Source organism: Pseudomonas sp. LG1D9 (genome assembly GCF_002949995.1).
Lineage (GTDB): Bacteria > Pseudomonadota > Gammaproteobacteria > Pseudomonadales > Pseudomonadaceae > Aquipseudomonas > Aquipseudomonas proteolytica.
Genome location: NZ_CP026881.1, coordinates 4,692,498 through 4,711,968, shown reverse-complemented (window position 1 = coordinate 4,711,968; position 19,471 = coordinate 4,692,498). Strand labels below are relative to the sequence as shown.

General features: G+C 57.8%; 30 protein-coding genes and 1 other RNA gene. 30 read left to right on the top strand and 1 reads right to left on the bottom strand.

What is annotated here, in order from left to right; all coding sequences use genetic code 11:
* The first annotated feature begins 1 nt into the window (after nucleotide 1).
* The 25 genes from C5F71_RS22135 (at nucleotide 2) to C5F71_RS22015 (ending at nucleotide 14,024) form a co-directional block, all read left to right on the top strand.
* Nucleotides 2-442, top strand: a complete 441-nt coding sequence (locus C5F71_RS22135) for a hypothetical protein (RefSeq protein WP_096144719.1) — start codon at nucleotides 2-4, stop codon at nucleotides 440-442.
* Nucleotides 435-2,468, top strand: coding sequence for a DNA-binding protein (locus C5F71_RS22130; protein WP_104911948.1), 2,034 nt, complete (start codon nucleotides 435-437; stop codon nucleotides 2,466-2,468). Before C5F71_RS22135 ends, C5F71_RS22130 begins: the two co-directional genes overlap by 8 nt.
* A 24-nt stretch (nucleotides 2,469-2,492) precedes the next feature.
* Nucleotides 2,493-3,212 (top strand): AAA family ATPase, encoded by a 720-nt coding sequence (locus tag C5F71_RS22125; protein WP_104911947.1) that lies wholly within the window; start codon nucleotides 2,493-2,495, stop codon nucleotides 3,210-3,212.
* Nucleotides 3,213-3,215: 3 nt separating this feature from the next.
* Nucleotides 3,216-3,824 carry a hypothetical protein gene (locus tag C5F71_RS22120; protein WP_256587966.1) on the top strand — a complete coding sequence of 203 codons (609 nt, stop codon included), beginning with the start codon at nucleotides 3,216-3,218 and terminating at the stop codon, nucleotides 3,822-3,824.
* Nucleotides 3,821-4,201, top strand: coding sequence for a hypothetical protein (locus tag C5F71_RS22115; RefSeq protein ID WP_069557251.1), 381 nt, complete (start codon nucleotides 3,821-3,823; stop codon nucleotides 4,199-4,201). Before C5F71_RS22120 ends, C5F71_RS22115 begins: the two co-directional genes overlap by 4 nt.
* On the top strand, nucleotides 4,185-4,508 hold the full coding sequence (locus C5F71_RS22110; protein ID WP_104911946.1) for a hypothetical protein: 324 nt from the start codon (nucleotides 4,185-4,187) through the stop codon (nucleotides 4,506-4,508). The genes C5F71_RS22115 and C5F71_RS22110 overlap by 17 nt, the downstream gene beginning before the upstream one ends.
* Before the next feature lie 11 nt (nucleotides 4,509-4,519).
* A complete protein-coding gene (locus C5F71_RS22105; RefSeq protein WP_104911945.1) occupies nucleotides 4,520-5,140 on the top strand; it encodes a DUF3164 family protein in 621 nt (206 codons plus the stop codon).
* Between the two features lies 1 nt (nucleotide 5,141).
* Nucleotides 5,142-5,417 carry a hypothetical protein gene (locus tag C5F71_RS22100; protein ID WP_218274766.1) on the top strand — a complete coding sequence of 92 codons (276 nt, stop codon included), beginning with the start codon at nucleotides 5,142-5,144 and terminating at the stop codon, nucleotides 5,415-5,417.
* A gap of 13 nt (nucleotides 5,418-5,430) precedes the next feature.
* Nucleotides 5,431-5,709 carry a host nuclease inhibitor protein gene (locus C5F71_RS22095; protein ID WP_104911944.1) on the top strand — a complete coding sequence of 93 codons (279 nt, stop codon included), beginning with the start codon at nucleotides 5,431-5,433 and terminating at the stop codon, nucleotides 5,707-5,709.
* A gap of 22 nt (nucleotides 5,710-5,731) precedes the next feature.
* A complete protein-coding gene (locus tag C5F71_RS22090) occupies nucleotides 5,732-5,953 on the top strand; it encodes a hypothetical protein (protein WP_104911943.1) in 222 nt (73 codons plus the stop codon).
* Nucleotides 5,952-6,022, top strand: an RNA gene (locus C5F71_RS22085) — hammerhead ribozyme type II. Before C5F71_RS22090 ends, C5F71_RS22085 begins: the two co-directional genes overlap by 2 nt.
* Nucleotides 6,023-6,301, top strand: coding sequence for a hypothetical protein (locus C5F71_RS22080; protein ID WP_104911942.1), 279 nt, complete (start codon nucleotides 6,023-6,025; stop codon nucleotides 6,299-6,301).
* Nucleotides 6,298-6,714 carry a gp16 family protein gene (locus tag C5F71_RS22075; protein ID WP_104911941.1) on the top strand — a complete coding sequence of 139 codons (417 nt, stop codon included), beginning with the start codon at nucleotides 6,298-6,300 and terminating at the stop codon, nucleotides 6,712-6,714. Before C5F71_RS22080 ends, C5F71_RS22075 begins: the two co-directional genes overlap by 4 nt.
* Nucleotides 6,711-7,148 carry a Mor transcription activator family protein gene (locus C5F71_RS22070; protein ID WP_104911940.1) on the top strand — a complete coding sequence of 146 codons (438 nt, stop codon included), beginning with the start codon at nucleotides 6,711-6,713 and terminating at the stop codon, nucleotides 7,146-7,148. Before C5F71_RS22075 ends, C5F71_RS22070 begins: the two co-directional genes overlap by 4 nt.
* Nucleotides 7,148-7,585, top strand: a complete 438-nt coding sequence (locus tag C5F71_RS22065; protein WP_104911939.1) for a hypothetical protein — start codon at nucleotides 7,148-7,150, stop codon at nucleotides 7,583-7,585. The genes C5F71_RS22070 and C5F71_RS22065 overlap by 1 nt, the downstream gene beginning before the upstream one ends.
* A 109-nt stretch (nucleotides 7,586-7,694) precedes the next feature.
* On the top strand, nucleotides 7,695-8,030 hold the full coding sequence (locus C5F71_RS22060) for a hypothetical protein (protein ID WP_104911938.1): 336 nt from the start codon (nucleotides 7,695-7,697) through the stop codon (nucleotides 8,028-8,030).
* Complete coding sequence (locus C5F71_RS22055; RefSeq protein WP_256587965.1) at nucleotides 8,027-8,320, top strand: putative holin; 294 nt, start codon at nucleotides 8,027-8,029, stop codon at nucleotides 8,318-8,320. Before C5F71_RS22060 ends, C5F71_RS22055 begins: the two co-directional genes overlap by 4 nt.
* Nucleotide 8,321: 1 nt before the next feature.
* Nucleotides 8,322-8,960 (top strand): transglycosylase SLT domain-containing protein, encoded by a 639-nt coding sequence (locus C5F71_RS22050; protein WP_177410414.1) that lies wholly within the window; start codon nucleotides 8,322-8,324, stop codon nucleotides 8,958-8,960.
* Complete coding sequence (locus tag C5F71_RS22045; protein WP_104911936.1) at nucleotides 8,957-9,577, top strand: DNA-packaging protein; 621 nt, start codon at nucleotides 8,957-8,959, stop codon at nucleotides 9,575-9,577. The genes C5F71_RS22050 and C5F71_RS22045 overlap by 4 nt, the downstream gene beginning before the upstream one ends.
* Nucleotides 9,564-9,782 (top strand): TraR/DksA C4-type zinc finger protein, encoded by a 219-nt coding sequence (locus C5F71_RS29765; RefSeq protein ID WP_104911935.1) that lies wholly within the window; start codon nucleotides 9,564-9,566, stop codon nucleotides 9,780-9,782. The genes C5F71_RS22045 and C5F71_RS29765 overlap by 14 nt, the downstream gene beginning before the upstream one ends.
* The gene (locus C5F71_RS22035; RefSeq protein ID WP_092235906.1) at nucleotides 9,782-10,093 is read left to right on the top strand and encodes a hypothetical protein; all 312 of its coding nucleotides are present in this window, start codon (nucleotides 9,782-9,784) and stop codon (nucleotides 10,091-10,093) included. The genes C5F71_RS29765 and C5F71_RS22035 overlap by 1 nt, the downstream gene beginning before the upstream one ends.
* Nucleotides 10,090-10,401: a hypothetical protein gene (locus C5F71_RS22030; protein ID WP_099170067.1), complete on the top strand. Its 312-nt coding sequence runs from the start codon at nucleotides 10,090-10,092 to the stop codon at nucleotides 10,399-10,401. The genes C5F71_RS22035 and C5F71_RS22030 overlap by 4 nt, the downstream gene beginning before the upstream one ends.
* Before the next feature lie 4 nt (nucleotides 10,402-10,405).
* Nucleotides 10,406-10,918, top strand: a complete 513-nt coding sequence (locus C5F71_RS22025; protein ID WP_092235901.1) for a DUF3486 family protein — start codon at nucleotides 10,406-10,408, stop codon at nucleotides 10,916-10,918.
* Nucleotides 10,915-12,468 (top strand): hypothetical protein, encoded by a 1,554-nt coding sequence (locus C5F71_RS22020; RefSeq protein ID WP_104911934.1) that lies wholly within the window; start codon nucleotides 10,915-10,917, stop codon nucleotides 12,466-12,468. Before C5F71_RS22025 ends, C5F71_RS22020 begins: the two co-directional genes overlap by 4 nt.
* On the top strand, nucleotides 12,468-14,024 hold the full coding sequence (locus C5F71_RS22015) for a DUF935 domain-containing protein (protein ID WP_104911933.1): 1,557 nt from the start codon (nucleotides 12,468-12,470) through the stop codon (nucleotides 14,022-14,024). The genes C5F71_RS22020 and C5F71_RS22015 overlap by 1 nt, the downstream gene beginning before the upstream one ends.
* Here C5F71_RS22015 and C5F71_RS22010 read toward each other — a convergent pair.
* On the bottom strand, nucleotides 14,021-14,377 hold the full coding sequence (locus C5F71_RS22010; protein WP_104911932.1) for a hypothetical protein: 357 nt from the start codon (nucleotides 14,375-14,377) through the stop codon (nucleotides 14,021-14,023). The two genes, C5F71_RS22015 and C5F71_RS22010, sit on opposite strands and share 4 nt — an antisense overlap.
* 60 nt (nucleotides 14,378-14,437) lie before the next feature.
* Here C5F71_RS22010 and C5F71_RS22005 point away from each other — a divergent pair, with 60 nt between their 5' ends.
* The 5 genes from C5F71_RS22005 (at nucleotide 14,438) to C5F71_RS21985 (ending at nucleotide 19,464) form a co-directional block, all read left to right on the top strand.
* A complete protein-coding gene (locus tag C5F71_RS22005) occupies nucleotides 14,438-15,706 on the top strand; it encodes a PBECR2 nuclease fold domain-containing protein (RefSeq protein ID WP_104911931.1) in 1,269 nt (422 codons plus the stop codon).
* Between the two features lie 102 nt (nucleotides 15,707-15,808).
* A complete protein-coding gene (locus C5F71_RS22000) occupies nucleotides 15,809-16,291 on the top strand; it encodes a phage virion morphogenesis protein (protein WP_104911930.1) in 483 nt (160 codons plus the stop codon).
* Nucleotides 16,292-16,434: 143 nt separating this feature from the next.
* Nucleotides 16,435-17,538, top strand: a complete 1,104-nt coding sequence (locus tag C5F71_RS21995; RefSeq protein ID WP_104911929.1) for a hypothetical protein — start codon at nucleotides 16,435-16,437, stop codon at nucleotides 17,536-17,538.
* 37 nt (nucleotides 17,539-17,575) lie between these two features.
* The gene (locus tag C5F71_RS21990) at nucleotides 17,576-18,544 is read left to right on the top strand and encodes a phage protease (protein ID WP_104911928.1); all 969 of its coding nucleotides are present in this window, start codon (nucleotides 17,576-17,578) and stop codon (nucleotides 18,542-18,544) included.
* Between the two features lie 26 nt (nucleotides 18,545-18,570).
* Entirely contained in the window at nucleotides 18,571-19,464 is an 894-nt protein-coding gene (locus C5F71_RS21985) for a Mu-like prophage major head subunit gpT family protein (protein ID WP_092235882.1), read from the top strand.
* Nucleotides 19,465-19,471 lie beyond the last annotated feature (7 nt).

Genomic DNA, 19,471 nt, shown 5'->3' with positions numbered 1-19,471 from the left:
CATGCGCCGTGTAAAGGACGATCGTACGTTAGACATCTTCTCTGTTCCCCAGCCAGTTCTGGCTATCCCAGGGAATGGCAACAATGCGGCGCAGGTCAGTGAACTGATCAGCGAGATTCTGAAAGGTTCAGATCTGGACCGTTATGAAATTGGCGCACGCATGTCCCGCCTTTCCGGCGATGACGTCAGCAAGCACATGCTTGATGCGTGGTCGAGCCCAGCCCGAACAGACCATAACCTGCCGTTCTATAGGGCACCGCTGCTTGAAGAGGTATGTAGCAGTCACGTTTTGACGGACTGGCTCGTTGAGCAGCGCGGTGGCCGCGTGGCTTACGGTCGTGATGCTCTCAATGCTGAGTTGGGCCGTCTAGCTCGTGTCGCCGCTGACGCGACCAGGCAAGCCCGCGAGCTTAAAAAAATGCTGGGTGACGGCCATGCATAATTGGTACTCCGCCCGTGAGCTGGCTGGTCTGCCTGGGATGCCTGGAACAGAGCGGGCAATTCAGATACGTGCTAAGCGCGAACGATGGGAAGGCCAGAGCCGTCTCGGCAGTAAGGCTGTCGAGTATCGCTTTGCTGCTCTGCCGCCAGAAACTCAGGCCGCGTTAATCGCCGCCTCCGTGTCCGAGGCTGAACCTGAATGCACACCGCTTACAGATTCAATATCTGTTCAACGTGACGCCGTTTCTGCGTCACGCTTGAGCGAAGATCAACGCTCTGTGATGACTGCTCGCCTGGGCTTCGTGCGTGAAATCGAACGCATGAGCCAGACCATCAGCCAGCAACGCGCCATCGACACCTTGGTTTCCCTGGCAAAAGCAGAACAGCTCACCCCCTATTTAAATGGGTTGGTGCAGCGCGCCAACGACCGCAAGACCGGGGACCGCTCTTTGAGCGAGCGAACGCTCAAGCGCTGGCTGGCCGACTACCGCAAAGAGGGTGAAACCGGCCTCGCGCCTGCACGCCGTCAAAAGGACATGAGTTTGCCTGCATGGGCAGCGTCATTCCTTGCTTGCTACCAGCGCCCAACCAAGCCCAGCGTGGAATCCGCCTATGCCGAGTTTGCCATCAAGAACCCGGCCGAACGGCCCAGCATCCACGTCGTGCGTCGCTTCCTTAATAAGCTGAGTGCCGAAGCCCGCGAGCGTGGCCGTCGTACACCGCAGGAACTCAAAGCCCTGCAACCGTTCAAGCGCCGCTCCACCAAGAGCATGTACCCCTGCGACGTATTCACCGCAGACGGTCACAAGTTTGACGCCGAGGTGCTGAACCCACGCACCGGTAAGCCATACCGCCCTGAAGCAACCACCGTTCTTGATGTCGCAACACGGAAGGCCATTGGCATTTCGATTGGTGAGGCAGAGTCCACCATCGGTGTGATGGACGCGCTACGTGACGCCATGCAGCACGGCATGTTCGCAATGTTCTACGTCGATAACGGTTCAGGCTTTGCCAACGACACCGTCCGCGAAGTAGTTGACCGGCTTGGTGGCACCATGACCCACGCACTCCCTTATAACAGCCAGGCACGGGGTCTTATCGAACGTTCCCACCAGACCATTTGGGTCAACGCAGCCAAGAAGTTGACCAGCTATATCGGCGCCGACATGGACAAACACGCGGGCACGAAAGTGCATCGGATTGGCCGCAAAGAGCTGCGCGAAACCGGCCGTACCCGCTTGATTCCGACCTTCGCCGAGTTCATGGCCGGTGTCGAATACGAGATTGAAACCTACAACAACAGCCCGCACAGGGGGCTCGCCAAATTCCGCGACCCGCTGACCGGCAAGCTGCGCCACATGAGCCCGAACGAAGCGTGGGAAGCCGCACGCGCCGAAGGTTGGGAGCCAATTATCGCTCCAGCCGAGCTGCTCAATGACCTGTCGCGCCCACAAGTCGTCCGGCCGACACGTCGTGGCGAAGTCACCTGGGCAGGCGAAACCTACTTCCTTGATGCATTGCGCAGCTTTCATGGCGATGACATCCGACTAGCTTACGACGTACGTGATGCGTCCCGCGTGTGGGTTCGTACCCTGGACGGCGAACTGATCGGCGAAGCCTTGGTGGACGGCAATGCCAGCGACTACATGCCGAAGGCGATGATCGAAAAAGCGTACGACAAGCGCGAAAGCGGCCAGATGAAGCGTGCCCTAGACAAGCTTGAAACCTTGACCGGCAAACGTGTGGAAATGATCGCGCCGTCCACCGCGCCATCCGCGCAGCTCAGTCTTGAGCAAATGGCCGAAGCTCGCCAGTTCGCCGAACTGTCAGCGCCGAAACCTAAAGCTTTCGACTTACCCACCGATCCAACCGCCCGCTATCGGCTCTGGAACCAGCTCGACGCCCGCCTCACCAGCGGCGAGTCGCTGTCACCAGAAGAAACCCAATGGCATTCCCGCTACCCGCAGCACCCGGACTTCACCTCGATACAGCAAATGTTCGCGTTCGCCGAGCAGGCCCGCGCTTAACCCAAGACCTTTAGGAGTCGCATTATGAGTGTTACCAAGATCGTTCCCCTGACCAATGTCGGCCTCTTGTCCGCCGCCATCGCCCGAACCCATGCCCGCCCAGCCGGCCTGCCTGGTTTGGTGGTGATGTACGGCGCAAGCGGGCTGGGTAAAAGCGTGGGCGCTGCCTTCGCCGCCAACCAACATCGCGCCTACTACGTGGAGTGTCGCGATACCTGGAGCAAGAAAGCTTTCCTGCTCGCCATCCTGCGCGAAATGAGCATCCAGCCAGAGCGCACCTTGTCACAGATGGTTGACCAGATCGCCGAGCAGCTATCCCGCAGTGGTCGCCCACTGCTAATTGACGACGTGCAGTACCTGCTGGAAAAGGCCGTCGCCAACGTTCTGACCGACATCTACAACGCCAGCCAGGGAACCATCGTCCTGATCGGCGAAGAGCGTGTGCCCGGTAGTTTGGCTAAGTTGGAGCGCCTGCATAACCGTGTGCTGGAGTGGGTGCCTGCGCAACGCGCCACCCTCGATGATCTGCGCGCCTTGAGCAAGGCCAGTTATCCATCACTGCGCTTTGCCGATGACCTGTTGGAAGATCTGCGGACCAAGGTCGGTGGGTGCCTTCGCCGTATCGCCGTCAACCTATATCGGGTCTACAGCGAAACCCAAGCCCAGGCCATCGACAGCATCGACCTCGCCGGTTGGGGCTCACGCGGTTGGTTTACCGGCGAAGCGCCGTCGCGGAGGGCTTGAACCATGGGAATCAGAGCCGATCTGGTGATGGTGGGAGGAAAGCCCCCACGCCAACATATTTGGGAAGCCATTCGTGCCATCAACGCCAGCCCTAAAGAGCTGACGACTTACGCTGTTGCTCGAAAGTCGAACCAGGACGACCAAACCGTACGTGGCTATTTTCGAGACATGGAAAAGGCCGGCATTGTTAGCAAAATTCGCAACGTCGGGCGCTTCGATGCCGAGTGGGAACTCCTTAAAGACGAAGGCGTTGAAGCCCCGCGCATTACCCGTAACGGCAAAGTATCCAAGTATGCGGCCGGTGCAGAGAACGTGTGGCGGGCATTGCGCATCCTGGGCGAGTTTAGCGCCGCTGAGGCTGCCGTCGCCGCCAGTGTCAACGGCGTGTCCATTAGTGAATTTGGCGCTCACGTGTATTTGTCGGGTCTAGCAAAGGCTGGCTATGTGACACGTCGAGGCGGCACGCCTGGTGTTAAAACTCGTTTCCGCCTGGTTCCGTCTCGGTACACCGGCCCCAAACATCCGATCTATCAGCGCGACTTTCACCAAGTCTACGACCCGAACCTCGATCAGGTCGTGTGGCGCAAAGCTGACCAGGAGGTGGCCGAATGAACCAGGTCAACCTGTCCGCCTGGGGCAACGAAGTGCCGTTGTTCGTGCGCTTGCTTGCCGCTGAGGTAGCCGCCAGCAACAAAACCAAGGCCAGCCAGCGCATTGGCATGAGCCGCACGGCCGTCAGCCTGATTCTATCCAACCGCTACGCATCCCCCAGCACTGCGGGCGTGGAGCGGCGCGTGATGGAAACCCTGGGCCGCATTGAATGTGTCGCCCTGGACGAGACCGTCACCTCTGACCAGTGCCAAAGCTACCGCGAAAAACCGGCACCAACTCATAACCCACAGGCGATGCAGCACTGGCGCGCCTGCCAACACTGCCCAATCAACCCCGACTGCTGCAACCAGGAGAACGCCCATGCTCGCCTCCACTAACCGCACGCCATTGAAAGTCCTGACCCCGACCCTGGCAGACCGCCTGCGGGTGTTCAACGCTGCCGCCCGCAACTTGCAGGCGCACGGTATCCGCGTGCAGGCGTTTCACCCTGCAAACAATCTCCTGGTGATCACTCCCGAGTCAGGTCAGCGCCTGATCAACCTCGGCCATACCGACGGCTACCAACGCCACGGCACAGCCGGCAGCACTCGTTACAACGTGCAGTTTCAGGGCGTGACCCTGGAATGGCGCGAACCCATAAGCGCCTCCCGTCCTGCTGACTGGTCGCGACTGACTCTCCACTGAGGAAACTTGCAATGACTCAACAACAAACCATTCCCGAAGGCTACCGCGTCGACGCTCAAAAACGGTTGATCCCGGAAAGCATGATCAAGCCTATCGACTTGGAACGGGACACCCTGGTACTTGGCCTGGTTGAAAAAGCCCGTGCTGCCAACGAGGTTCTGGCGAAGTTCAAGGCCTCGGCTTTCGGTGATATCGAAGCCTTTGTGGAACTCAGCGCCGAGCAATACGGCGCTCAGATCGGCGGCAAGAAGGGCAATGTGAGCCTGATCAGCTTCGATGGGCGGTTCAAAATCATGCGTGCTGTCCAGGAAAGCATCGCCTTCGACGAGCGCCTACAGGCGGCGCGGGCATTGATTGATGAATGCCTGCGCGACTGGACCACCGGGGCACGTCCCGAAGTGGTCACGCTGGTGAATGACGCCTTTCGGACTGACCAGAAAGGCGACATCCGCACGGCCCGCGTCCTGGCATTGCGCCGTATGGAAATCACCGATGAACGCTGGCAGCGCGCCATGCAGGCCATTGGTGACGCCTGTCAGGTGATTGGTTCCAAGTCCTACATCCGTGTGTATCAGCGTGTTGGTGACACCGACCAATACGAACCAATCAGCCTTGATATCGCGGGGGTTTGATATGGCCGTTCGTACCAGCAAACCGCAACAAATGGCCGTAGTCACCCTGGGTTATCGGGACTACCTATTGCCCCAAGCATCTGCCCTCAAGGTGCTTGATTTGATGAGCCAGGCGCTGGCAGTCGACTCAGACTTTTCAAGCCGCAAGCAGCGTTATCGGGTTGGTGAAGCGCCAGAGGTCTCGCTTGTCGTGGTCAAAAGCGACCAGTTGGACTTGCCTAAATCTGAGTTGGCGCCTGCATCGAGCAGAGCGCGCAAACCGCTTTTGTTGAATTAGAGGGGACATTGAAATGAAAAAAACTATCACCGCCTATTGCTTCGCATCCGGCCATATCGACTTTGGAGTCAGTGTTCCTGAGGGAGCCATTGCTCTCGCTGTGGGCGAAGAAAAGATTGTGCGCGACATCGTTACCGTAAGCGCTCGACTGTCTCGGCTAGACAACGAAACGATCTTTGTTCCCGGTGTGCCAGAGGCTGCGAACCAGCGCGAAGGCATCACGGCTGTAGCGCGATTTATCCAGTGGCTTGGCAAAAGCAATCAACCCGGCTTTCGCGCCCTGGGCGTCTAAGTCATTAGTCATAGGAATTGTTATGGCCAAGATCACTATCACCCTGGAAGACCGTCACGAAAGCAACGGGAAACCTTCCGTCACCGTTGACATGACAGGCGTACCCGCCAGCCCCCTGGGCGCCCCCCGGCAGACGGAGGCCACGCGCCTGTCCAACAAACTTTTTGACCTGATCGCCAGCGAAAAGATGTTGGGTGCTATTCCTGCCTGCCACTGGCAACCCACCACCATGACCCTTCAATAAGCGAAACCGCCCCGGCTTGCTGGGGCGGTCTGCCGGACGTGGTTGTCCGGTACTGATGAGCAGCCACCCATGACAGACGAATCACCCGCACAGCGCAAAACCCGCCTGGCTCGCGAGCGTAAACGCGCCCAGCGCAAGCGCGATAAAGACAAGCGCCTGGCTATGGGCGCTAGCAAACTCAAGATGGAAATCTATAGCGGCACCAGGAGCGAAGTGGAACAGATCCGCAGCGCCGGGGCGTTCGATGAAACAGAGCACGCGCTCACCATGGCTATTCATGGTGTCGCCGCACTGTCCCGAAACGACCCGGCCGCGTTCCAGGCCCTGATCAAAGGAGGAAGACAATGAGCACGCGAAACCTGCAACTGAGCAAAATCCATATCGCCAAAAAGGATCTGGGACTGGATGACGAAACCTACCGCGCCTTACTGGTCCGTGTGGCTGGTGTGCGCTCGGCCAAAGACCTGACCCCCCGCCAGACCGGCGCAGTACTGGCCGAGTTCGCCCGGTTGGGGTGGGCGTCGGCACCGGCTAAAAAGCATGGCCGCAAAGCGCCGACACCTGCGCCAGACAGGGAGAAGCTGGTGGGTAAGATTGAGGCCTTGCTCGCCGAGGCGAAACGCTCCTGGGCGTATGCCGATGGTATGGCCTTTCGCATGTTCAAGGTCCAGCGCGTGGAATGGCTCGACCCTGGACAACTGCAAAAACTGGTTGCGGCATTGACCTACGATGCCCGCCGACATGGGAGGCCTGAGCGATGAACGAAGAACTATTCCCGGACGACAGCGATAAGCTCGACCCTGATAAGGTTCTAGCTCACATGGAGTCACCCACCGTTCTTGCACGTTGGGAGGGCACCCTGGGTGAGATGGTCAGGGTTGCAGAAGTCGAACTGCGTAAGGCGCTTAATAACCCGGACTGTGCCCCTGAATTGGCCCGCCGCGTGGTCTATTCGATCTGTGAACACCAGGGCGGTACAGTGATGTATCTGCCACGGGGCACAATCCTAAAGCGAGCTATGCGCGACGCGGCGATCTATCAAGATTGGCGAGACCGTGGGGTCAAACCCGCCGATATGGTCAGCAAGTACGACCTGTCGAGCCAAACGATTTATGACATCATTGCCCGTCAACGGGCGCTCCACCGTAAGAGCGAGCCCGACTTATTCGGCTTTGATGAAGGGACAGTTCACTGATGAAAAGGACAACGGCGTATTCGGCATCACTACTGATAGTAGGGCTTGGCGTATTGAATTTTGCTCATGCTGAAAGCGCCGTTGAAAAGCAAGCAACTCAGATCCTGCTGGATGCTTGCCCTACATTAGTGAACCTCCAAAAGACTTCTGAAGTATCAAGCCTAGTGGCTATCCGTCAGCCTGCCGAAGCCTATGATGAGAAGCAGCTAGGTTGGAAGGAAATAGTTCAAGTTGCCGTTACCCTTACGTCTCCGGTGAAAACATTGCCCCGTGACTATTACGCATCTGGGCATACATGCTTCTACGATATTGGCGATGGGGGCATGTTCACAGTGAAGTCTCCGTGCAAGAAAATCTGCAACTTCGACACATCAACTAAGGGCGCAGCATACTTGCCAGTTCCTGCGACTAAAGCCCTACAGCTTGCAACTGAGTAACTAAAGCCCCGCCACCGAGCGGTGCTAAAACCTTAAACCCCCCTGAAATTACAACTTCTCCCCCCGTGCGCGAACCTACACCCGTTCATTCAAACGGCAGGTTCGCGCTATGCATTCCGCTCCCCCCAAAGTCACCCGGCCCCAACGGCCGCGCCAGTTCGCCCAGCTTATTCAAGCCGCAGGTGATGATGCAGCGCGTGCGGTGCTGTGGGCCAAGGTTCCGTCCGACTGGCGGGAGTTGGTGCAGTCGCATATCTCACAAGCCGAAGCCCGCACCGAGCAACACGTCCGCGAACAGGAAAAGTTACGCCCCCCTGTAAGAACCATCACACCAACCTTCGCCGAATACCAAGCCCCCACCTACGTGCGCGGCAATACCTCTGTGGCCGCTCAACAACTGGCCGCACTACGCGCCACCATGCACTCACCGCGAGTATCTCAATGACAACCACCACACCGAAGCGGCAACCCCGCACGCCCCGTATGACCTTCTGGGCGTTGATCACCATCGCCTTGCTGTTCTGTCTGGCAATTGTCGCCCCAACCAAATTGCCAGTTGTCCTCTATAAATGTGGCCTGGTCACACTGGGTTGTGTGTTGGGCTACTGGCTCGACCGGGCGCTGTTCCCCTACGCACGACCAGACGCAGTCCCCGCTTGCGACCGTTCCATGGCTGGTATTCGCCGTGCCCTGATCGTGCTGGGCTGCGTCCTCGGCCTGACGTTGGGGCTCTGACATGCGGCGCTCTCGTTCCCTTCTATATATAGCTGCGGCCGGAATTGGGTTGTTGGTAGGTCTGGCCACCAGCCCACCAGCCAAAGCCGAAATCCCGGACCAGGCCGAACGCTACCGCCGTGACCTGACCCGCATCGCTCAGGCCGAATGGGGCCTGGATGCTCCGGTGTCCACCTTCGCCGCGCAGATCCACCAGGAAAGCCGCTGGAAGTTCGACGCAAGGTCGCCCGTCGGTGCGCAAGGCTTGGGCCAGGTGATGCCCTCGACCGCCACCTGGCTTGCCGGGTTGTTCCCCAAGGCCCTAGGTAAGGTCGAACCGTATAACCCGATTTGGTCCATGCAAGCGTTGGTCAGCTATGACCGTTGGCTGGCGAACCGCATCCAGGCGCGTGGCCCCTGCGAACAAGGGGCGCTGATCCTTTCTGCCTATAACGGCGGTTTGGGCTGGGTCATCAAAGACCGCAAGTTGGCATCGGCTAAAGGGGCCGATCCGCTGACCTGGTTCAATTCCGTCGAGCGGTTCAACAACGGCCGCTCGGCCGCAGCCTTCAAGGAAAACCGCCAATACCCGCGCCTGATCCTGCTGCGCTGGGAAGCCCTATATGTCGCTGATGGCTGGGGCCAAGGGGTCTGCCAATGAAAAGCCTGTTTGACCTGGTCAAGCCACTTCTTTGGTACGTGGCTGTTATCGGTGTCGTGGTGTACGGCTTTCACTTGAATCGCCAGGACGGCTACGACGAAGGCTACAGCCTGGCTAAGTCCGAAGGGGAAACCGCTGTAGAGGTTCTGCGTAAAGAGCACGCCGTGGAAAAGCAGCTTGCCGCCGATGCAGATCTGGCGCGGCTACGCATCGAGCAAGGCAAAAATAATCAACTGGTTAGCCAGCTTGCGGACACCAAAGAAACCCTGCGTCAGACCACTGACCGACTCACAGGAGATGTTGCCCGTGTTACCAAACTCTATCGCCGCGCCTTGGATGCGAAACCTGAGCCACTGCCTGCTGCTGTGTTCACTACTGGCTTTGTCCGCGTGTGGAACGCCGCAAACGGTATTACCCCCAGTTCCGCAATGCCAACCCCGAACGGCTCCGGCCGAACTCCTGCGCCTGCCAGCGGAACCGGAAACGCTGACGACCTCGACTCAGGCGTCACCCAGGAACAACTCCTGACCAACCAGGTACGCAATGGCGAGCTGTATGGAATCTGCCGGGCGCAGCTCAAAGACCTGATCAATTGGACCCGCAATGAAAGCAAGTGACTACGCCAGCGTCCTGGAAGCCCTGCACAACGAAAGCGCTTTAGCGACTCATTTGGCACAGCAAGAAATTTTGATCGGCCCCTCGGCCGAGTTCTGCCAGGTGTCTGATTGCGACATGCCGATACCCGAAGAACGGCGCCAAGCCATCCCCGGTGTGCAGCGTTGCGCGCAGTGCCAAACCCGTCGCGAAAGGAGCAAGCACTAATGGCGACACTCGAAATGCCGGTGTGGCAAATGATCAGTATCGCCGTGACCATCCTCGGCGCATTTGTCGGCGTTATGAAAATGCTCCTGGTGCAAATGGAACGGCGCCTGGATCAACGCTTTGCCGTGGTGGACAAGGACAGTGAGCGCCTGCGCGAGATGGAGATCGGCATGGAGCGCCTGCGTGGCGAGATGCCTTTGCACTACGTCCGCCGAGAAGACTGGGCACGCAATCAATCCATTATCGAAGCCAAGCTCGACGGCCTGGCACTCAAGTTAGAAAACGTTCAGCTCAAAGGACTACGCCCATGAACATTGATCCAGCCAAGGCCCGCCGGGAATCCCTGCGTTGGTACATCATCCTTACCCTCAACACGTCGCGTCCTGTTGACCCCCACGAAGCGGTGGTGCTGTCGACCATCCAGGGCATCTTCCCCGATGCCACCAGCCTGGAACTACGGCGCGAACTGGACTACCTGGCCGACCGCAGCCTGGCAACCCTGAAGAAACAGTCTAGCGGTGCGTGGATCTGCGGATTGACCCACTACGGTGTCGACGTGGCCGAGTACACCATCGACTGCAATCCTGGCATTGCCCGCCCAGAAAAATACTGGAGCTGATGCCATGCCCCCGCGCAGCAAAGTCGCCAGTCTGCCCAAGTCAGTTAAAAACTGGCTCGACAAAGCCTTGGCCGAAAACAACTTCAGCGATTACGAAGCCCTAGCTAACGAGCTGTCGACCCAGGGTTTTTCAATCAGCAAGTCTGCGCTGCATCGTTATGGTCAGGACTTCGAGTCCAAGCTCTCGGCTTTGAAGATGGCGAGCGAGCAGGCGCGTGCTGTGGTGGCTGCTGCGCCGGATGAGGAAGGCGCGGTCAACGAAGCGTTGATGCGGCTGGTCCAAGAACACCTGTTCAAATTGCTGATGACTGATGGTGATCAGATGGACTTGCCGAAGGTTGCCAAAGCTGTGGCCGAGCTAGGCAAGGCTTCGGTGGTGCAGAAGAAATGGCAGGCCGAGTGGCGGGAGAAGGTCGAAACGGCAGCGGCTCGCGTTGATAAAATTGCGAAGAAAGGTGGGATGACTCAGGCAACTGCTGACGAAATCCGGCGCGAGATTCTAGGGATGGCATCGTGACCCTGCCCATTGTCTTGGATAGCACTGCCGCTCTCATTGCCCCAGCGGTACTGCTCGACTATCAGAAAGAGTGGATCGGTATTCGCGCCCCGCTCAAAGTGGGCGAGAAGTCCCGGCGTATTGGTCTCACTTGGGCCGAAGCGGCAGACAATGTCCTGGTGGCCGCCAGCGAAAAATCAGCAGGTGGTCAGACGGTCTATTACCTGGGCTATAACCAGGACATGACGGTGGAGTACATCCAGGCTTGCGCCATGTGGGCGCGAGCGTACAACTACGCCGCCGAGCAAATCGAGGAAGGCATCTGGCCCGACAGCGACCCCGATAAGCACATCAAGACATACACCATTGCTTTCCCCAGCGGCCACCGAATCGTCGCATTGACCAGCCGACCGTCCAACCTGCGTGGCCGTCAGGGTGTTGTCGTGATCGACGAAGCTGCATTCCATGCCGACCTGGCCGAGCTGCTGAAAGCGGCCATGGCGCTGTTGATCTGGGGTGGCGAGGTCCATGTGATCAGCACCCACGACGGCACGGAAAACCCATTCAACGACCTGGTCAATGAAATCCGGGCGGGCAAGCGCAATGGCGAAGTGTTCCGCTGCACCTTTGGCGAAGCTGTGGCCGATGGTCTCTACAAGCGTGTCTGCTTGCGTAAAGGCATTGAGTACAGGCTTGAGGATGAACTTGCGTGGGTGCAGGACGTATACGGCTTCTACGGTGACGCCGCCGATGAAGAGCTTGATTGCGTACCGTCCCAAGGGGGCGGCGCCTTCCTCAGTATGGCCCTGGTCGAGCAACGCAGTAACCGCGATGTGCCGGTGCTCCGCCTGGCGTACCCGCAAGGTTACGAAACCATCGCCGAACACCTGCGCCTCGCCGAGTCCCTGGAATGGTGTGAAGAACATCTACTCCCGCTGCTGTCGGCCATCCCGTTGGATGTCCAGAGCTTCTATGGCATGGACTTCGGGCGAACCGGCGACCTCTCGGTCATCTGGCCGCTGCTCAAGGAACAGAACCTGCGCAAGCGCACGCCCTTCGTGGTCGAGCTGCGTAACGTCCCATTCAAGCAACAGGAGCAGATCAAGTTCTACATCCTTCGACGCTTGCCCAACTTACTGAAAGGTGCGGATGACGCCAGAGGCAACGGCTCGCAATTGTCAGAGGCCACCGCCATTGAGTTCGGCTTCAACCGCATTGAGCGGGTGATGCTCACCGAGGGTTGGTATCGCGACAACATGCCACCGTTCAAGGCTGCCCTGGAGGACAACACCTTCTATGACATCCCGGCCGACAAGGACGTGGTCAGCGACGTACGCGCCTTCCGGATGATCAAGGGCGTGGCCCGTATCCCGGAAAAACGCACCAACGAGAAAGGCGAAAAGTCCGGCCCCAAGCGCCACGGCGACGCCGGTATCGCTGCTGTGTTGGCCGACTACGCCTCTCGCCAGGAAGTCGAGATCATCGAATATCACCGAGTCCAGCCCGCGTCCCAGCATGATCGCGAGATCCAGATCGGCGCCGGTTGGCGCTCCACAAAAGGCATTTGGTAATGGCTGAATCCAAAATCGTCGACCAATACGGTCGACCGATCCAGTACGACAAACTCACCGAAGAGCTGGCCGCAGCTCGCACCACCGGTATACGCCAGGTTTGGCACCAGTCGGTCGCGAGCGGTCTGACACCTGGTCGACTTGCAGCCATCCTGCAGGCGGCTGCCGAAGGTTCAGCCCATGACTATCTGACCCTTGCCGAAGAAATGGAAGAGCGGGATCTGCATTACGCCTCGGTGTTAGGCACCCGCAAGCTGGCTGTGTCCGGCTTAGCTATTCGTGTTGAAGCCGCCAGCGACGATGCCGAAGACGTACGCCGGGCCGACCAGCTCAAGGAAATAGTCGACTCCCCCGAATTCGGCGAGCTGCAAGCCGACCTGACCGACGCCATGGGCAAAGGCTATGCCGTCTCCGAAATCATGTGGGACCGCAGTGGCAAGACCTGGAACCCATCACGCTTTGAACCACGCGACCAGCGATTCTTCCAGTTCGATCGCGACACCGGCCGGGAGCTGCGGCTCCTGGATGAAATCGACATGGTCGATGGCATTCCTTTGGCACCGTACAAGTTCATCGTCCACCTGCCGCGCATTCGTTCGGGCTTGCCTATCCGGGGTGGCCTGGCGCGTCTAGCTGCCGTGGGTTACATGTGCAAAGCCTGGACCTGGAAGGACTGGATGGGCTTCGCCGACATCTTCGGCATGCCCATGCGCGTAGGTCGCTACGGACCTGGTGCCAGTAAGGACGATATCGCTACGCTCATGTCAGCGGTTGCCAATCTGGGCAGCGACGCGGCGGCGGTGATCCCGGACAGTATGCGTATCGACTTCACCCAGGCGGCCAACGTGACCGGCGCCGGGGACTTCTTCAAGGGATTGGCCGAATGGTGGGACAAACAAGTCAGTAAGGCGGTGGTGGGTCAGACCATGTCTACTGACGACGGCTCTAGCCAGGCACAAGCGACGATCCATAACGAGGTGCGTCTGGATCTGCTGCAAGCCGATGCCAAGGCCGAATCCAACACACTGAACCGTTATTTTGTACGCCCCTGGTGCGATCTTAACTTTGCACCTGGTCGTCCATATCCGCGACTGATCCTCGACGTACCCAAGCCCGAAAACGCCAAGATCCTGATCGAAGCACTGGAAAAGCTGGTGCCTTTGGGGTTGAAGGTTGAGCAGTCGGTTATCCGCGACAAGCTCAATATCCCAGCTCCAGCCGCTGGTGCCGAGCTGCTGGGCATTGCTGCGCCCGTTGTTACTCCGGTGTTGGCACAAGCGGCCAACAGAGAGCAGGCTCCCGCGAAACCTGTGGTGGCCCCGGATATCGTGGATAACCAGGTGCGGACGATGGAGCAATCTGTGGGGGTATACCTGGATGACATGGTCGAGCAGATCAAGGAACTGCTCGACACTGTTCACAGCCTGGAAGAGTTTCGGGATCGGTTGATTGAAACCTACCCGGCGATGACGACTAGTCAGTTAGCGGACGCTATTGCTGATGGTCTAGCAGCCGCTAGCCTGGCAGGCCGCGATGACATTTTGCGCGGGCTTTAGTCTTCCTGCATTTTGTGGTTTACGTGCTGGCACTCTTGGCAAAGCATCTCATCCATGATGTAGCAGCCTTCGAGATCCTCATCATCAATACGGCCGCTACCGACACACCCATCTTCACCATTTTCCATATCGGGGCCAAAAACGCCGTCACATTCCACATTCTCGATTAGCGGAAGAATGTAGGTGTCAAAGTGAAATCTCTGCTTGTCGGTAAGTGCATCGACGTTTCCGCCATTACCGAGCACTAGCTTTGCAACGCCTAAAGTAGCCGCTGAGTCAGCCTTCGCTGGAACATTCTCATCAATGAGTTCAGGGTTGTTTTTAACTATGTGGTCAAGTGCCGAAAGATTCATGACGGTATCCATATCCAAACATGTGGGCCGTGATCTTAATTCAGAACAGGGAGATAGCAAATGGCCTTGTCTCACGGGTCTCTACCATTTAAAGAACAGATCGACTATTTCCGCGCCAAGGTCGATCTGCCGACCCGCACCTGGACGGATGTATACGCCGCCGAACATGACCACGCCTTTGTAGTAGCGGGCGCCGCCAAGCGGGGCCTGCTAGCCGACCTACGTGGCGCGGTTGAAAAGTCCATCACCAATGGCACAACCTTGGAGCAGTTCCGAAAAGACTTTGATCTGGTTGTCGGTAAACATGGCTGGCAGTACCAGGGCGAGCGCGGTTGGCGCACCAATGTGATATGGGAAACAAACTTGCGCCAATCCTATAACTCAGGCCGCGAAGCGCAGATGGCTGATCCCGAGCTACGCAAGCGCCGACCTTATGCGGTGTATCGTCACGGGGACAGCACACACCCACGGGCACAGCACCTGGCTTGGAACGGTACAACCCTCCCGCTTGATGATCCGTGGTGGGCAACCCATACCCCGCAAAATGGTTGGGGCTGCAAGTGCAAAAAGTTCATGGTCTCAGCCAGAGACGTAGAGCGGATGGGGCTTACAGTTGGCCCGGCGCCCGCCATCGAGTGGGAAGACAGGGTCATCGGCAAAAACAGCCCTGAAGGACCGCGAACTGTTCGTGTGCCAAAGGGAATTGACCCAGGGTTCGAATATGCACCAGGTCAGTCGAAGCTTTCCGGTGCTGTCCCTCTTTTGCGGGCACATGACCCGCTGCCTGAAATAAAGGGCAAGCCCGCCAGCGCTCACGCGGCAGGTCTGCCTAATCGCCGCGCCAGCGATGCACTACCAGCACCGCGTTCCGTTCCTGCCGGTCAATTGCTGCCATCGGGTTTGACCGACGATGTATACGTGGATCGCTTCCTGGCCGAGTTCGGTGCCAAACAAAGCGCGCCAGCATTGTTCAAGGATGTGACCGGTGACTCTGTGGTCATTGGTCGCGATATGTTCACAGTCAAGCGCACAGGTGCCCTGAAGGTACAAAAGCGTGGCCGAGAGCGCACGCTGCTCCTTGTTGCCCAGGCATTACGGGAACCTGATGAAATATGGGTTCGCTTGGAATGGCTCTATGCCCAGCAAAAAGCTGTAGTTCGCCGCCGTTACCTTGCGCGTTTTGAAATCGAGGGCAACCCAGCACCTGCGCTGGCGGTGTTTGAAGTGGGCGATGATGGATGGGATGGCGTAACGGGCTTTGTTGCTGACAGTGAAGACTACTTGGAAGACCTGCGCCTCGGTGTTCCGTTGTATCGCCGCGCCCAATAAAAAGCCCCGACGCTGTCACGCCGGGGCCGCCCCGGATGTAGGCATGGAGGCCCTGACAGGGGCTGCTCATCCGATGGGATGTACTGATAGTAGGAGAGAACCATGGCAGGTGCAATGCTCGATGTCACCTTAGATACCAGCCAGGTCGGAAAGGCCCTGGATGACTTGGCCGAGCGCTTGGGCGACCTGACAACCCCGCTCAATGACATAGGTGAATACCTTCAGATATCCACCGATGAGCGGTTTAGACAGAAGGTGGCCCCGGATGGCTCGCCCTGGGCGCCACTCTCGCCTGTCACCCTCGCCAGAAAGAAAGGCCCCGGCATCCTGCGAGAGAAAGGCACGCTCCAGGACACGCTGCGCAAACAAGTCACCAGCGCGGAGCTGGCCTTCGGTACAGACCGTCCCTATGGCGCGGTCCACCAGTTTGGGCAGAAGAAAGGAGCGTCAGGGAAGACAGGTAAAGGCCAGTCTATTCCCTGGGGTGATATCCCTGCACGCGAGTATCTAGGGTTATCCTCAGACGATGAAGCAGAGGTCCTACTCATCATCCAAGAGTATCTTTTGGAGCCGGTTGTGGGGTAACGGCGTCTACTCTCGCAGGTGCTGCGATCACCTACCACTGGTACGCTTACCGCTCACAGGGTTACAAAGCACCGTTAGACCCGCGTTAGATTCCCTCTGAGTGGTAATGTCACCCTCACTGACGGCAGTACAAAGGACTGATCATGGACAAGATTGTCAAAGCTGTTGGAGGTCTCTCAAAGAGCCAAGCGACTTCTTCCATATTGAAAATTGCCGATATTGCAGTCTTGGCGGGAATAGGCGCGGCCGGAGCCGTCCTCCCAGGAGCTGCGTATGAATTTTCAAAGCTCGGACTAGGAAAGCTTCGAGATTACATACATGCGCGGGATGACAGACGTATCTATGAGTTTCATAAGAAACTTCTCTGTCGCGACGATATGGTAGATGAGGAGCTTCTAGCTGGAGAGATTGAGGAAGCCAATTATCATGCGCTTCTCAATGCTTGCTTGGCTGATATCGAGGAGGAGAAAACCACAGCGTACGCAAACCTAACAAGGGCGATAGCTTCAACAAAAGTCAGCGCTGAACTAAGAAGATATTTTACTCTGGCGCTTAAGGACATAGCCTGGGAGGATTTGGATCTTCTTAAGCGGCTCTATGTGATAAATAACAACCCAATTATTGCCAGTAACGGTAACGGGACTTTAAGCTCCGAGGACTATTTAACAAAGTACTCTGAAGGAAGTGCGCACCGTCTTTCCGTGACCACTCTTTTAGCTAAAGGCTTCGTAACTGAAAAAGAAATCAGCGGTGTAGGCTCTCTATTTGTTAAGGCTTGTTCGTCGGGTGATGATCTCACGCCAGGTGTTTACGGTTACAGAACATGGAGTGGACATGTGTGCGACACATATTTTCTCGATCAGAGTGGTTACGCCTATAACGTACTTGAGTTGATCCAAAAACAATTGCATGACAAATTGATTAAGTGTGGTGCAGCCCCCGGTGAAGGCGTGTTGACTCGCGGCGATAAAAATATGTACTCAACATGCGCGGTTGTTTTGTATAGAAATGGGAAAGTCTTAGATTCGCCCAAGCTCGAAAATTTGAAGCACCAGCTAGGCAATAAGCCCGTTGTGCAAGTAATAATGGATGATGACAACCTGGGTGTCATGGAGACCTTACTGCCGGGGGAATCGGTGGTGGTAAATAGCGCCGATGCATTCGGAGGAGTACTAGAGGCAATCGGCAAATTGATAACTGAAGTCAACGCGCGACACCAAGCTAGAGAAAACCTTAAACGTTCCTGAAATATCCCCCTCTTAAGATGCCGCCAACAATGGCGGCATGAAAACTCAACTCGCACTCAACACCGACCTTTCCGCCACCGTCTCTGACGGCAAGGCCCCGGAGTGGGTCGAACTAATCCCCCCTGGTCCCAGCGTCACCGGCCGCGATGGTCGGCAATGGCTGTTCGACGAACAAGCCGGGACCTTGGTCCAGTCCAGTTTCCACGGTCGCGCTATTGACCTGCCCATTGACTGGGAACACGCCACCCAGCACCGCGCCAGCAAGGGCGAGTCCGCACCAGCGGCTGGCTGGATCAAGCAATTGGAGCTGCGTAACGGCGCCCTGTGGGGCTTGGTTGATTGGACCCCTCGGGCCTCCGAGCAAGTCATCAACCGCGAGTACCGCTTCCTTTCCCCTGTCTTTGACTTCGATCCAGACACCACCCGTATTGCTCGCCTGGTCAGCGCGGGCCTGACGAATAAACCCAACTTCCTGCTGACCGCCCTCAATCAAGAAAACACGGAGGTCACGCCTGTGACGCTTTCACCTGCGCTTCTGACTGCACTCGGCCTGCCTGCAACGGCGACCGAAGAACAGGCCCTTGCGGCCACGGCTCAACTCAAAGCAACCGCGCAAGCGACGAACACCGAAAAACCCAACCTTGAGCAGTTCATGCCACGGGCGGACTACGACAGCGTTTTGCTACGAGCCACCAATGCCGAGCAAGCCTTGGCCGATCAGAAGAAAACCGAACACAACAAGCAAGTTGATGCGCTGATCACCTCGGCCACCCAGGCCGGAAAAATAACCCCAGCAACGGCCGACTATCACCGCGCCGCTTGCCAGGACGAAACCGGTTTGGCGCGTTTTAAGGCATTCGTGGACGCGGCGCCGGTCGTTGCTGCCCCCTCCAATCTGGACGAGCGCAAGCACGATAAAACCACCACTGCGCTCAACTCCGAAGAGCAACACGTCGCCAAGCTGCTGGACATGAGCGAAGCGGACTTCATCAAGGGCAAGGCGTAACGCCCTCTATATAAAGGAAGCGATTCATGATCATTACTTCTGGCACCTTGGCCGCGTTGTTCACCGCGTACCGGGCCGAGTTCCAAAATGCCCAGGCAGCCACGCCAACCGATTGGGCGCGCATCGCCACGACGGTGCCGTCGACGTCGGCCAGCAATACCTATGGCTGGCTGGGGCAGTTCCCGAACTTCCGCGAGTGGATCGGCGACCGTGTGCTCAAGAACATGGCGGCGCACAGCTATTCGATCACCAACAAGAAGTATGAGTCGTCCGTGGGCGTGCCGCGTGACGCCATCGAAGATGACCAGATCGGCGTCTATAAGCCGTTGTTTGCCGAGATGGGCCGGGCGTCTACTGCGCACCCGGACGAGTTGGTGTTCAGTCTGTTGAAAGCTGGCTTGACCACCCTGTGCTATGACGGCCAGAACTTCTTCGACACCGATCACCCGGTCTACCCGAATACTGACGGCACCGGCACTGCAATCTCCGTCAGCAACTACCAGGACGGTGAAGGCCCAGCCTGGTATCTGCTCGATGTCAGCAGGGCGATCAAGCCCATCATCTTCCAACTGCGCCGTAAGTATGACCTCAAAGCCATGACCAGCATGGACGACGAAAATGTCTTCATGCGCGATGAATACCGCTATGGCGTCGATGCTCGTGCGAACGTCGGTTTTGGTTTCTGGCAGTTCGCGTTCTGCTCAAAAGCACCCCTCAACGCAGAGAACTACGCCGCAGCGCGTGCAGCGATGAAGGGTTTCCATGCTGACGGTGGTCGCCCACTCGGCGTAAACCCCGGCCTGTTGGTGGTGCCGTCCCCGCTGGAAGGCGCTGCGCGCAAGCTCCTGGTGAAGGATGCCAACAGCGGCAACGAATGGGCAGGCACCGCCGAAATCCTGGCGCCGAGCTGGCTGGGATAAGGGGGCG